Here is a 14,428-nt window from a genome sequence, read left to right as displayed (position 1 = left end):
AAAACTGATAATTAACGCGATACTATTGAACTTATGCACTTTCATCCTCATCTTATTACCTATGACGAATAAACTCAGTGATGTATGCCATGTCACTGTAAACCCAGATACAGGATGTTTTTTATGTCAAATCCATTACTTAGCACAACGGGATTACCTGCATTTTCCCAGATAGAACCAAAACACGTTGTACCTGCCGTTAAAGAAGTTTTAGCTAATTATCGTGCAACCGTAGAAAAACTTCTCGCTGACAACACCGCTTTTAGTTGGGATAATCTTTGCCAACCGTTAGCCGAAGCGGGTGATAAACTTTCTCGTGTTTGGTCTCCTGTTAGCCATTTAAACTCCGTTAAAAATAGCGCTGAATTACGCGAAGCTTACGAGCAAAGCTTACCTTTACTGTCTGAGTTCAGTACTTGGATGGGTCAGCACGAAGGATTATATCAAGCCTATAAATCTATCAAAGAAAGCGCTGATTTTGCCTTACTGACTCAACCACAAAAAAAAGCCGTTGAGAATGCGTTACGTGACTTTGAATTATCCGGTATCGGTTTACCAAAAGAGAAACAACAGCGTTTTGGTGAAATCAGTGCACGCCTATCAGAACTGAGCGCCAAATTTGGTAATAATGTGTTAGATGCGACCATGGGGTGGTCTAAACTTATCACCGATGAAAGTGAACTTGCTGGTATGCCACAAAGCGCCATTGACGCAGCCAAAGCAATGGCACAAGCAAAAGAGCAACAAGGTTATCTATTAACGCTCGATATGCCAAGCTATCTACCTGTTATGACCTATGCTGATAATCGTGAGCTTAGAAAAGAGATGAGTATTGCTTATAGCACTCGCGCCTCTGATCAAGGCCCTAATGCAGGTCAATGGGATAATAGTGAAGTGATGGCGGAAATTTTAGCATTACGCCATGAGTTAGCTCAGTTGCTCGGTTTTAAAAATTATGCCGAAAAATCACTTGCCACTAAGATGGCAGAATCACCAGAACAAGTACTTAATTTCTTAACTGATTTAGCCTCTCGAGCTCATCCTCAAGGTGAAAAAGAGCTGGCTGAATTAACGCACTTTGCCAAAACACATTATGGTGTGGAGAAACTAGAGCCTTGGGATCTGGCTTACTACAGCGAAAAACAAAAACAACACCTATTCTCCATTGATGACGAACAGTTACGTCCTTACTTCCCAGAGCACCGTGCATTAAGTGGCTTATTCGAAGTGGTTCACCGTATCTATGGTTTAACGGCTAAAGAGCGTCATGATATCGACACTTGGCACGATGATGTACGTTTCTTTGAATTATATGATGAAAGCAACACATTGCGCGGTAGCTTCTATCTTGATTTATACGCTCGTGAACATAAACGCGGTGGTGCTTGGATGGATGATTGCATTGGTAGAATGCGTCATGCTGATGGCACACTACAAAATCCTGTCGCCTATCTTACCTGCAACTTTAATAAACCAGTAGGTGATAAACCCGCACTCTTCACCCATAACGAAGTAACCACGCTATTCCATGAGTTTGGTCATGGTCTACACCACATGCTAACGCAAATTGATACCGCTGATGTATCAGGTATTAATGGCGTACCATGGGATGCGGTTGAGTTACCAAGCCAATTTATGGAAAACTGGTGCTGGGAGCCAGAAGCGTTAGCCTTTATTTCTGGTCATTATGAAACTGGCGAGCCATTACCGCAGGCTATGCTTGATAATATGCTCAAAGCAAAAAATTATCAGTCTGCGATGTTTGTATTACGCCAACTAGAATTTGGTCTGTTTGATTTCCGCCTACACGCTGAATATGATCCGGCTAAAGGTGCTCGTATCATGGAAATACTAAATAGCGTAAAAGAGAAAGTCTCGGTAGTACCTGCAACACCTTGGGCGCGATTCCCTCATGCCTTTAGCCATATTTTTGCCGGTGGTTATGCAGCAGGTTATTACAGCTATTTATGGGCTGATGTACTGGCTGCTGATGCCTTCTCTCGCTTCTCTGAAGAGGGCATTTTTAATCGCCAAACAGGTCAATCATTCCTTGATAATATTTTAACCCGTGGTGGTTCAGAAGAGCCAATGGAGCTGTTCAAACGCTTCCGTGGTCGTGAGCCGAAACTTGATGCTATGCTCAAAGGCTACGGTATTAAAGGATGATATGTGAATATCTGTTTACTTTGTGAAGAAGGCGCTGATAACAGCGCCTTATCTGCTTTAGCGCAACGTTGGGGATTAATTCACGACGCCACACAAACTATGGCGTTAGTCTTAACGCCCACTCACCTTGAATTGCGTAAACAAGATGAGCCTAAACTTGGTGGGATCTACGTGGATTTTGTCGCGGGAACTATGGCTCATCGTCGTAAATTTGGCGGTGGTCGTGGTGAAGCGGTAGCAAAAGCAGTAGGTATTAAAAAGGATTATCTACCCGATGTGGTTGATGCAACAGCAGGATTAGGCCGTGATGCCTTTGTATTAGCCTCTATTGGTTGTAACGTAAGAATGGTTGAGCGTCATCCTGTGGTGGCTGCATTACTTGAAGATGGCTTGAAACGCGCTTATCTCGATGCGGATATTGGTGAGTGGATGCAACAGCGTATGAAGCTCATTTATGCTTCATCTGCACAGGCACTCACGCAAATTAGCCCTGCACCTGATGTAGTCTATCTTGATCCTATGTATCCCCATAAAACCAAAAGCGCATTAGTGAAAAAAGAGATGCGGGTATTCCAATCTCTTGTCGGTGCGGATGAAGATGCTGATGCACTATTAGCACCAGCCATGGCACTGGCTAAAAAACGAGTGGTTGTTAAGCGTCCTGATTATGCTGAGCCGTTAAACAATCAACCCGCACATGCAAGTGTCACCACCAAAAATCACCGTTTTGATATCTATCCTTGTATCTAACCATAGATAACCCATAGAGGGGCGTGTCTCCCCCTCTTTTGCCATAACTTTTTAATTATAATATCGCTATCTATTGAATAGTATATCCACCATCAATCACCAGATTATGGCCATTGATCATATCCGCTGCACCGCTTGCTAAAAATACAGCCGCGGCAGCAATCTCTTCTGGCTCAGCAAATCGCCTTGCCGGTATTTGCGCTTTCATCTGTTCACCTTTTTCACCTTCCCAAGCCTTTTTACCTAAATCGGTCATCACAATAGTAGGGGATATCGCATTGATTTGTAGGCCTTTGGGTCCCCACTCTAGCGCCATCACCTTTGTCATATTGATAATGGCGGCTTTACTTGCACAATAGGCAATATGTTCTGGTAAAGCGATAATACCTGCTTGAGAGGCGAGGTTAATTATCTTACCTTGCCCGCGTTGTAGCATATGCTGCCCCACTTGCTGACACAGTAAAAAAGTCCCCGTTAAATTAACTGATAAGGTTTTATTCCAATCTTCAAGAGATAACGATTCGGCGGGAGCTAAAGCGACAATACCTGCACAATTAACAAGAATATCAATGCGATCGAACTCTTCAATGACTGAGTGTACCGCTTGTTTTACGGACTCTTCACTTGAAACATCACACCAGATCCCCACCGCACTATTTAAACGATGCGCCACTTGCTCAACCTGCTCTGATCTATCCAACAAAGCGACTTTAGCCCCTTTTTCGATAAACATCTGTGCGATAGATAAGCCAATTCCAGCCGCACCACCAGTAATAACAGCCACTTTATTCGAGAGAGTAAAATCAATTTGCGTAGCCATATAACCTCCAGCTTAAAAATAAATAGTCACTCTTTTAAGCATAGCAGATGAAAATTAGGCCTAAGGGGGAAGAGAAAATGATTGAAACGGTCAGAGCGAGCGCTATGCACTCGCACTAACTTAAAAAATTACAGCACGCCTTGCGCTAACATTGCATCAGCAACTTTAACAAAACCTGCAATATTAGCTCCTTGAATATAATTAGTTTGTTTACCTTCACCGCCATAGTTTACACAAGCGTGATGAATATCCAGCATAATATGATGTAAGCGAGCATCAACTTTCTCAGCTTTCCAACTCAAGCGTGCTGCATTTTGCGCCATTTCTAATCCCGAAGTTGCTACCCCTCCAGCGTTAGCGGCTTTACCCGGTGCAAACAAGACTCCCGCCTCAATAAAAGCATCGGTTGCCGCAATGGTCGTTGGCATATTTGCGCCTTCGGCAACAGCTTTAACACCGTTTTTAATTAACACTTTTGCGGCGTCTAAATCTAATTCATTTTGTGTAGCACAAGGTAGTGCAATATCAACAGCGACAGCCCAAGGCTGTTGCCCTTCAAGATAAGTTAAACCAAACTCTTTGGCGTACTCTTCAATACGACCATAATTATTTTTAATTTCAGTTAAGCGAGCCAGTTTTTCGGTTGTAAATCCAGCTTCATCCACCACGGTTCCGCCAGAATCTGAAGCGGTGACCACTTTCGCACCCAGCTCAAGGCATTTTTCAATGGTGAATTGTGCCACATTGCCAGCACCAGAAACGGCTACACGCATTCCCTCAAGGGACATGCCGTGACGTTTAAGCATTGCGTTAGTAAAATAGACTAAACCGTACCCTGTGGCTTCTGGGCGGATCAAACTGCCACCAAATGATAAACCTTTACCCGTAAAGACACATTCATTGCTATTCGAGAGCTTTTTCATCATTCCGGCCATAAAGCCAACTTCCCTTGCTCCCACACCAATATCTCCCGCGGGGACATCAGTATCAGCCCCTAAATGACGATAGAGCTCAGTCATTAACGCCTGACAAAAACGCATTACCTCTGCGTGGCTTCTCCCCTTGGGATTAAAATCAGATCCCCCTTTAGCGCCTCCCATCGGCAGTGTTGTCAGTGCATTTTTAAAGGTTTGTTCAAAACCTAAAAATTTTAGAATAGAGAGGTTTACCGATGGATGAAAACGCATTCCACCTTTGTAGGGACCAATAGCAGAGTTAAATTGTACCCGCCATGCGCGATTAACTTGAACTTGTCCTTTATCATCTAACCAACAGACGCGAAACTGAATAATACGTTCAGGCTCAACTAAGCGCTCAAGTAATGATTGTTCACGATATTGTGGATTTTTCTCTAAAAAAGGCCACAGAGTGGTAAAAACTTCACGTACCGCCTGATGGTATTCAGGTTGATGAGCGTTATATTTTTCTACCTCTTCTAAAAACGAAGATAATGAGCCAGATCTATTCATTCAGCTATTCCTTTTTATGTAATGTGATGTTGGCATAACCTCATTTATTCGGAATATTTTTGGGATTTATGTGAGGTTGATATTGTTTTGCCTATTGAATATATCATTAAAATGTATTCCTACTTCAAGACATTTTTTTTATAATTAGACAAAAAAAAAAGCTTGACCTCACTAAAGGCTAATAAAATCAGGATTTTTGGACAAAAAAATAACCTGCATAAGCAGGCATTTTTTTTGCTTAAATAATCAGTTGATTACTCTTCATCATCTTTCAGAGGAACAATTAACATATCAACATGAACGGTATTAATTAGTTGACGTGCTGATGACATCAATTTGCTCCAGAAATCTTGGTGATGACCACAAACCACTAAGTCCATATCGTATTTTTTAATCGCATCAACAAGAACTTGGCCTAAATCCCCGCTACCACTGAGTGTTTCTTGGATCTCATAACCTGAGTTATCAGAGAGATCTTTTAGTGCATTACGTGTTTCATCAGTGATGCGTTGTTGCATATCACCAAGGTTAACATCAATTAAACCGGTATACAGATCAGAGTAGTTAACATCAACGTGAATTAAGGAAACTTTGGCATTATAGGGTTTTGCCATAGATACAGCTTTCTGCACCAAGACGTTGCTCTCAGGGGATAAATCAACTGCAACTAGAATATGCTTATAAGCCATCGTAAACTCCTTCCATAAGCTGATTAATCGGTCGGAAAGGCTATTACGCCTATATCCTTTACATTAAATATAACGTTTTATGATGAAAGTTAGATGTTGCCTTGATCACAACTTAGTGCAAATACCATCAAAGAAAGCATCTATCGGTAACAACAATATACACCATTTTAAATAAGTGAGGAGTCGTTCTTCGACAATATCCACATATTAATGTGAATAATGCACAAGGCACAATAAAAACACCCTATTAGAGTTATTTTTTAATCATTTTTTTGAAAAAGCGAACAACTTGAACAACTCGCTTTTATTTCTTGCTTAATATCACCTAGACTTAAATAAGAGAAAAATTAACCTTTCCATGTAAATGCAAAAGGTTTTCTCATCTCAGAATCAGCTATTCTAGGGAGGGGATTATGTTTAGTGTCATTGTTATCTTTTGGGCGTTGTGTATTCTTTGCCTGATTAATATGATGCGTTATTTCTCATCAATTCGGGTATTACTCACCATATTGCGCCAATCTGATCCATTACTTTACCAATCTGTCGATGGGAATGGATTTTTCACTATGCATGGTCAATTTTCAAAACAGTTAAGACTTATTCGATATATAAATCAACGCCAATATACTAACCACCATGATCCTGAAGTGATTATGCGTTGTGAACGGATTTATCGACAATTCTACCTAGTAAGTCGCTTTTGTATTCTTGCTGTAGCAAGCTTGATCGCCATGATTATTTGGTAGGTTTTATAGGGATAAAAAAACGGTGACGAGTTAGTCACCGTTTCTCAATACTATTAGGATGCTTATTATTATCAGCTATTCACCAGCAGTGAAAGTGAAATCCAATAAAGCACACCGGATAAAGCAATACTCACTGGTAATGTTAAGATCCAGGCCAGCGCAATATTTTTCACGGTTTTGGTCTGCACCCCACCACCATCAACAATCATCGTACCTGCAACCGCAGATGATAACACTTGTGTTGTTGATACTGGCATACCTGTATAACTTGCTACACCGATAGAAACTGCAGCAGTTACCTGAGCAGAAACACCTTGCGCATAAGTCATACCTTTTTTACCAATCTTCTCACCGATAGTTACCGCAACGCGTTTCCAACCTACCATTGTCCCGATAGAGAGCGCTAAAGCCACAGAGATAATGATCCAAATTGGTGCATATTCCACTGTATTTAGCAGGTCACGACTCAATGTTTTTAAGAACCGTGCATCTTGGGCGCTAGTTTCTGGTAGTTTAGCAACTTCCGTAGCTGTATCAGCAATACACATCAGTAAGCGACGCATTTGAGCACGCTGGTCTGCACTCAGCTCATCATAAGAGCTAATACCAGACAACATTTGTTCTGTTTGATTGAGAACAATTGGCGTTCTTGCGCTATTACAATGAAAATCCGTGTCGTTAGGATCAGCTTGTGCTGATACTACCGGGGTATTTTCAATCGCATGTTGTAGAGCTGGTTGATGCTTCTCATAATACTGTTGTAAGTGTACAACGGCATCATGAGTTTTAGTGATATCGTATCCGCTAGCATTCATATTGACGACAAACCCTGCTGGGGCGACACCAATTAAAACTAACATGATAAGACCAATACCTTTCTGACCATCATTCGCACCATGTGAGAAACTCACCCCTACCGCAGATAAAATCAGCGCGGTACGAGTCCAAAATGGTGGTTTGCGTTTACCATCTTTTTTCTCACGTTCGGCAGGGGTTAGGTGGATACGACGACGTTTTTTCGTGCCACTCCAATAGCGACGTAACAAGAAAATCATCGCGCCAGCAATCACCAAGCCAATAATTGGGGAAAGGATAAGAGAAAGGAAGATACTGATCATTTTAGGTATGTTTAATGCATCAACGATTGACGAGTCTGTCACGATAGCATTTGTTAAACCAATACCAATGATAGCACCTATCAGCGTATGTGAACTGGATGCTGGAATACCGAAATACCATGTACCTAAGTTCCAGATAATGGCAGCTAACAGCAACGAAAAAACCATGGCAAGGCCATGAGCCGAGCTCACATTTAGCAGAAGATCTGTCGGTAATAAGTGAACAATAGCGTAAGCCACGCTCAATCCACCGAGCAAAACTCCAAGGAAGTTAAATACACCCGCCATCACGACCGCAAATTGCGCACGCATAGCACGAGTATAAATAACAGTTGCTACCGCATTTGCGGTATCATGAAAGCCATTAATGGCTTCATAAAATAGCACGAAAATCAGTGCTAAAACCAACATTAAACCTGTATGAAATTCCAGGTCAGTAAACAAATGTAGCATAGACGTTAAGCCAGTTAGTTGGACATGAACGCGGCGCATTATCAGCGACAAATGCGAACGGTGGAAGCGAAATTTAACCTTTTTTTGATTTGATAACCAAGGAAAATGACGGGTTTTTAAGATAATTCCTTATATATCATTTAATTAATAAACATAAAAAAAAAGTAAATTTCTGATAAATTTTTTGCTTGCAAATACGAATTTAGGTGAAAAATACAGATTTCTCCATATAATTTTACAAAATACTCTGATTTTACACGAAGATCACTGATTAAGTAGTCAGAGACAACCAAGAACGAGACATCATTGTGGGATCATTCGATACAGTTATTATAGGTGCAGGGGCCGCTGGACTTTTTTGTGCCTCTTTAGCAGGACAAGCGGGATTATCTGTTTTAGTTTTAGATAATGGCAAAAAAGCCGGCAGAAAAATTTTAATGTCTGGTGGTGGACGTTGCAATTTTACCAATATGTATATCGAGCCATCAGCTTACTTATCCGATAATCCTCATTTTTGTAAGTCAGCACTTGCTCGCTATACACAATGGGATTTTATCGAGTTAGTACAAAAGCACCATATTGCTTACCACGAAAAGACATTAGGGCAATTATTTTGTGATGATTCTGCCCAGCAAATTGTTGATTTATTACTCGCAGAATGCCATGAAGGAAAAGTAAGTATTCGCTTACGTAGTGAGGTGACTCAAATAGAGAAAACCGCCGAAGGCTTTACTCTTTTGGTAGGAGGGAAAACAATAACCGCCTCCTCTGTAGTGATTGCCAGCGGAGGACTTTCAATGCCCGGTTTAGGTGCCACCCCTTTTGGCTATAAAATTGCGCAACAATTTGGCCTTAATGTATTGCCCACTCGTGCAGGCTTAGTCCCTTTTACATTACACAAGCCACAACTTGAACAACTCAGCCCGCTCTCTGGTGTGGCGATCCCTGCTATTGTCACCGCTGAAAATGGCACCCAATTTAAAGAGAATATTCTTTTTACTCATCGTGGGCTTTCCGGTCCTGCTATTTTACAAATCTCTAGTTATTGGCATCCGGGAGAGAATGTGAGCATTAACTTACTTCCTGACACGGATTTGGAAGGCTATTTACAAGAAAAACGACAAGCACAGCCAAATCAATTATTAAAAAATACACTTTCTCGCCTACTACCGAAGCGTTTTATAGAGATAATGATTGAAAATAATCAACTGCCTGATACCTCACTGGCTCAACTTAGCAATGAACGTATTACACAAATAACGACGTTGCTACAAGCATGGCTTGTTTTACCTAATGGTACAGAAGGTTATCGCACTGCAGAAGTCACCCTAGGTGGTGTTGATACCCGTAATCTCTCCTCTAAAACGATGGAAGCGACAAAGATAACAGGTCTCTATTTTATTGGTGAAGTGGTTGATGTCACAGGTTGGTTAGGAGGATATAACTTCCAATGGGCATGGAGCTCTGCTTATGCCTGTGCCCAAGCATTGATCTCTCGACACATGACTAAGTAGGCGCGTTATTTTTATAAATAACCACACAAAGTATAGGCTAACTTATTGGTTATAATGATTTTTTTAAAAACAAAATAAAATAACTCGTTAATCAGTGAGTTAACGAAATTGGCATTATTTTTTTCTGTTTTGATTAAAAAAAACACTTTACAAATGATAGTGAGAACTATTATCATTAAATCACTTTCAGATGCACCACCTTCAGGGTCATATGAAAGAACGACATTGCTCACATTGCTTCCAGTGTTTTACTTTAGCCAGCCGGGTGCTGGCTTTTTCTTTTTGTTAGAATGGACAAAATATCAACATCCATATAATAAATATATATATTTCATATAACTTTATGCTCATTATCTATGAATAGATATGATATTAAAAAATTTTAGAAACCAGTGAAACTGGTAAAGAAAGAGGCCATATTTTTATATCTTTTATTCTTGATTTTTCTAATAACGAAAAACTAATTTAGGCTAATTACCTAATTTTTAGTATAAAAATGAATGTGTATACATTTTATCATATTATTATTATGATATTTCTTCTTATACAACATTAGTGCTCATTCATTAATAAATATAAAAACCAATAAAAGCAAGAAGATAAACATGCTAAATAAAAATGATAGAGATCAGCTAATTAAAAATAATAAATATAAGAATATAAAGTTTAATGTAAAATGTAACATTCAAGTTATTTTATTTATTTCATTGATTTCATTAGTTTTTATCAACAACGAAAACTTACCTCTAAAATATAAAATTGCACTTAGCGGTGGGATGATATCTTTTATCTATATATTTAGCGCATACCATTCATTTGGTAGTCTATATCTAGCAAACAAAATAACATATGTATTTATAAAAATAAAAATAAAAAAACTAATCACTTACATTTTCAGAAAGTAATAATCTAAACTTATTTAGCGATTATTTTTACTTCAGAGCTAGTTAAAAGAAAAGATAAGAAGCCCCCTCCTGAAAGAAGTTTCAATTAATACCTAAGTAATAGTAGCCTCATACTTTATATATGCACAGTATCAACTCAATGCTCCCTTATTCAAATTATTTGGATCCTCAGATTAAATTCCTCCGCTTTTTTACTTAGCTTAATTGCGTAAACTGTGTTCAACAACTTCAGAGAAGGAAACACATTATGATTTATTTACGCAAAGCAAATGAAAGAGGCCACGCTAATCATGGTTGGCTAGATAGCTGGCATACCTTCTCTTTCGCAAGCTATTACGATGCTAACTTTATGGGATTTTCCGCCTTACGCGTCATTAATGAAGATAGAGTGATGCCCGGTGAGGGTTTTGGTACCCATCCTCATAAAGATATGGAAATTTTAACCTATGTGCTTGAAGGTAATATTGAGCATAAAGATAGTATGGGTAATAAAGAAAATGTACCCGCCGGTGAATTTCAAATAATGAGCGCAGGTACAGGTATCACTCATTCCGAGTACAACCCAAATAGTGATAAAGGCCTGCATTTTTATCAAATTTGGATCATGCCTGATACCACCGGTATTACACCACGTTACGATCAACGTCGTTTTAATACCACAGAGAGTAAACAGCTTATTTTGTCACCAGATGCACGTGATGGCTCGTTAAAAGTGTTCCAAGATATGACGCTGTGGCGTTGGAACCTAAAAAAAGGAGAAGAGGCACAATATCAGCCAGAAGCAGGAAGAAATGTTTGGTTGCAAGTCGTTAAAGGAAAGATAGCAATTAATGACATTATTGCGACCACCAGTGATGGCATCGCCATCGCGAATGAAGATATTATCTATTTCGTTGGTGATGAAGACAGTGAAGTCTTGCTGTTTGACTTACCTCCTGTAACAGCATAGTTGGGCTACCAACCTAAAGCCACTTTTTCTCAAACAATTTATTTCACTTTGTTTTCTTGTTAACTCCCTGAGATGTCTTTCATCTCAGGGAATTTTTTATCAATAAAACCAGTAACTAGCGTTTAGGGCCCACTTTTGTTAACGCTTGCCCTACTGGCGTATCAGTATATTTATCAAAGTTTTTCACAAAGCGATCAGCAAGATCGTCCGCTTTAACATCCCATTGTGCTTTATCCGCATAGGTGTCTCGAGGATCTAAAATTTCGCTATTAACGCCAGGAAGCGCTGTTGGGATCGCCAAATTAAATACAGGCAGAGTTTGAGTCTCCGCTTTATCAATATCACCATTTAAAATGGCATCAATTATCGCTCGAGTATCTTTAATTGAAATACGTTTGCCCGTACCATTCCAGCCCGTATTCACTAAGTAAGCTTGTGCTCCACAAGCCTGCATACGTTTTACTAACACTTGAGCATATTGTGTTGGATGGAGTGATAAAAATGCTGCCCCAAAACACGCAGAGAATGTCGGTGTTGGCTCTGTCACACCACGCTCTGTTCCAGCAAGTTTCGCAGTAAAGCCTGATAAGAAGTGATATTGAGTTTGCTCGGGTGTTAAACGAGCAACCGGAGGTAGCACCCCAAAAGCATCGGCGGTTAAGAAAATAACTTTTTTAGCATGACCCGCTTTCGATACCGGTTTGACAATATTATCAATATGATAGATAGGATAAGATACACGGGTATTTTCTGTTTTTGAGCCGTCATCAAAATCAACACTACCATCTGCTAATACCACGACATTTTCTAATAAGGCATCACGTTTAATGGCACCGTAAATATCTGGCTCAGCTTCTTTTGATAGATGGATAGTTTTAGCGTAACAACCTCCTTCAAAGTTGAATACACCATCATCATCCCAGCCATGTTCATCATCACCAATCAGTTTACGCTTAGGATCTGTTGATAATGTCGTTTTACCTGTCCCTGACAAACCAAAGAAAATGGCTACATCACCACTTTCGCCAACGTTTGCCGAACAGTGCATAGAAGCAATACCTTTTAATGGCAGGAAGTAGTTCATCATAGAGAACATACCTTTTTTCATCTCTCCGCCATACCAAGTACCACCAATTAACTGAATGCGTTCAGTTAAGTTGAAAGCAACGAAATTTTCAGAGTTTAATCCCTGCGCTTTCCAATTTGGATTGGTACATTTAGCACCGTTCATCACAATAAAGTCAGGTGTAAAATTTTCTAACTCTTCTTGCGTAGGGCGAATAAACATATTCTTAACAAAATGCGCCTGCCAAGCCACTTCGGTGATAAAACGCACTTTTAATCGCGTATCTGCATTAGCACCACAAAAGGCATCAACGACAAACAAACGTTTGCCTGATAGCTGCTCAGTAACTAATGATTTTAAATCAGCCCATACTTGCGGTGAGAGTGGTTTATTATCATTTTTACCTTTGCCCTGATCAGCCCACCACACAGTATCACGAGTAACATCATCACGAACAATGTATTTATCTTTCGGAGAACGTCCAGTAAAAATCCCCGTATCAACAGCAATAGCGCCTAACGAGGTTAATGTGCCTTTCTCATAACCTGTTAATCCTGGCTTAGTTTCTTCTTCAAATAATAAGTCATAGCTAGGGTTATAAATGACTTCACTAATGTCATGAATACCGTACTGCTCGAGATCCTTAGGGGTAAGACCTTTAACGTTCATAGTTTTGCTCCTGATAAATAGGCTTTTCTATGAGCATTATTAAGGTGTTACAACTAATTAACAGCGATTGTTATCAATATTTTGAAAATTTATATTTTTTTTATGTTAATAACGAGAACTAATGCACAAATCTACAGAAAAATTGTTGAATAAAAAAGGACGCAAAATAGCGTCCTTTAGGGTGATTTACGTTGCTAAATCGAATCAGTGCAAATTAGAGCTAGATAATTTATTGATATTATTAATATCTTCTTCAGTGAAGATATAATGAGCACCGCAATATTCACACTCCATATCAATTTTACCCTGTTCTTGTAACAGATGAGCTACATCTTCTTTAGATAATGTTACTAATGTATCTTCACAACGTTTACGAGAGCACGTGCAATGGAATGCTATCGGTTGTGGATCATATAATGTCACATCTTCTTCATGATATAAGCGATGTAAAATCTCTTTAGTATCAAGTGTAAACAGCTCTTGAGCTTTAATGGTGTGCGTAAGTTGTGTTAATAGCTCAAAGTGTTCTGCTGTCTCATCAGCACTATGTTCTGCACTCGCAGGTAAGGCTTGTAATAACATACCTGCACCCGCCGCTTTTCCATCTTGCAGACCTGTGCGGATAAAGACACGGGTAGGTAACTGCTCTGATTGATTAAAGTAGTTATCAATACAAGCTTCTATCGTTTCACCATCCAACGCTACAATACCTTGGTAACGCTCACCTTTTTTAGGTGTGATGGTAATAACCATAAAGCCATTGCCCATCATCTCTTTTAAGCTGCTACCGGCTTTAACATCATCACTAAAACGTGCAACACCGCGCATCTGTTGTTCATTATTGCCGTTAATAACCACTAATCGTACTGGGCCATCACCTTGTAATTGAACGGTAATATCACCATCAAATTTCAGCGTAGCTGTTAACAAACTTGTCGCGACCAATAAATCACCTAACAGATGTTGAACTGGCTCAGGATAATGATGATTTTCAAGTATTGATTGATAGGTTTCCGTTACGGTAACTAATTCACCACGTACCGCGCTTTTTTCAAATAAAAAGCGTGATAAAGCGTCTTTTTTAGACATAATCTTCTCTCATTGCTGGGGAGCG

General features: G+C 39.7%; 12 protein-coding genes. 5 read left to right on the top strand and 7 right to left on the bottom strand.

Going from position 1 to position 14,428, the window contains the following annotated elements:
* Window positions 1–123: 123 nt before the first annotated feature.
* The gene (gene prlC / locus HMPREF0693_RS16145; RefSeq protein WP_004249995.1) at window positions 124–2,166 is read left to right on the top strand and encodes an oligopeptidase A; all 2,043 of its coding nucleotides are present in this window, start codon (window positions 124–126) and stop codon (window positions 2,164–2,166) included.
* Between the two features lie 3 nt (window positions 2,167–2,169).
* Complete coding sequence (gene rsmJ / locus HMPREF0693_RS16140) at window positions 2,170–2,916, top strand: 16S rRNA (guanine(1516)-N(2))-methyltransferase RsmJ (protein ID WP_004246664.1); 747 nt, start codon at window positions 2,170–2,172, stop codon at window positions 2,914–2,916.
* A gap of 70 nt (window positions 2,917–2,986) precedes the next feature.
* Here rsmJ and HMPREF0693_RS16135 read toward each other — a convergent pair whose 3' ends face one another.
* The 3 genes from HMPREF0693_RS16135 to uspA form a co-directional block, all read right to left on the bottom strand.
* Complete coding sequence (locus HMPREF0693_RS16135) at window positions 2,987–3,736, bottom strand: SDR family oxidoreductase (protein WP_004246663.1); 750 nt, start codon at window positions 3,734–3,736, stop codon at window positions 2,987–2,989.
* 128 nt (window positions 3,737–3,864) lie between these two features.
* Window positions 3,865–5,205: an NADP-specific glutamate dehydrogenase gene (gene gdhA / locus HMPREF0693_RS16130; RefSeq protein WP_004246662.1), complete on the bottom strand. Its 1,341-nt coding sequence runs from the start codon at window positions 5,203–5,205 to the stop codon at window positions 3,865–3,867.
* A 254-nt stretch (window positions 5,206–5,459) separates the two neighbouring features.
* Complete coding sequence (gene uspA, locus HMPREF0693_RS16125; RefSeq protein WP_004246661.1) at window positions 5,460–5,894, bottom strand: universal stress protein UspA; 435 nt, start codon at window positions 5,892–5,894, stop codon at window positions 5,460–5,462.
* Between the two features lie 413 nt (window positions 5,895–6,307).
* Between uspA and uspB the strand changes: the two genes are divergently transcribed.
* The gene (gene uspB, locus HMPREF0693_RS16120; protein WP_004246660.1) at window positions 6,308–6,640 is read left to right on the top strand and encodes a universal stress protein UspB; all 333 of its coding nucleotides are present in this window, start codon (window positions 6,308–6,310) and stop codon (window positions 6,638–6,640) included.
* Between the two features lie 71 nt (window positions 6,641–6,711).
* Here the strand turns inward: uspB and pitA are convergent, their stop codons facing one another.
* Window positions 6,712–8,211, bottom strand: a complete 1,500-nt coding sequence (gene pitA / locus HMPREF0693_RS16115) for an inorganic phosphate transporter PitA (protein ID WP_004246659.1) — start codon at window positions 8,209–8,211, stop codon at window positions 6,712–6,714.
* Between the two features lie 308 nt (window positions 8,212–8,519).
* Between pitA and HMPREF0693_RS16110 the strand changes: the two genes are divergently transcribed.
* A complete protein-coding gene (locus HMPREF0693_RS16110) occupies window positions 8,520–9,725 on the top strand; it encodes a BaiN/RdsA family NAD(P)/FAD-dependent oxidoreductase (protein WP_004246658.1) in 1,206 nt (401 codons plus the stop codon).
* Between the two features lie 11 nt (window positions 9,726–9,736).
* Here HMPREF0693_RS16110 and HMPREF0693_RS16105 read toward each other — a convergent pair whose 3' ends face one another.
* Complete coding sequence (locus HMPREF0693_RS16105) at window positions 9,737–9,958, bottom strand: hypothetical protein (RefSeq protein WP_004249847.1); 222 nt, start codon at window positions 9,956–9,958, stop codon at window positions 9,737–9,739.
* Window positions 9,959–10,877: 919 nt separating this feature from the next.
* On the opposite strand from HMPREF0693_RS16105, the gene HMPREF0693_RS16095 reads away from it, so the two are divergent.
* Window positions 10,878–11,579, top strand: a complete 702-nt coding sequence (locus HMPREF0693_RS16095; protein ID WP_004246656.1) for a pirin family protein — start codon at window positions 10,878–10,880, stop codon at window positions 11,577–11,579.
* Between the two features lie 115 nt (window positions 11,580–11,694).
* Here HMPREF0693_RS16095 and pckA read toward each other — a convergent pair whose 3' ends face one another.
* Both pckA and hslO read right to left on the bottom strand, forming a co-directional pair.
* Window positions 11,695–13,314, bottom strand: coding sequence for a phosphoenolpyruvate carboxykinase (ATP) (gene pckA / locus HMPREF0693_RS16090; protein ID WP_004246655.1), 1,620 nt, complete (start codon window positions 13,312–13,314; stop codon window positions 11,695–11,697).
* Window positions 13,315–13,518: 204 nt separating this feature from the next.
* Window positions 13,519–14,403: an Hsp33 family molecular chaperone HslO gene (gene hslO / locus HMPREF0693_RS16085; RefSeq protein ID WP_004246652.1), complete on the bottom strand. Its 885-nt coding sequence runs from the start codon at window positions 14,401–14,403 to the stop codon at window positions 13,519–13,521.
* Window positions 14,404–14,428 lie beyond the last annotated feature (25 nt).

It is taken from the genome of Proteus mirabilis ATCC 29906 (assembly GCF_000160755.1).
Taxonomy (GTDB): Bacteria; Pseudomonadota; Gammaproteobacteria; order Enterobacterales; family Enterobacteriaceae; genus Proteus; species Proteus mirabilis.
This window is presented reverse-complemented; position numbering and strand designations above follow the sequence as displayed.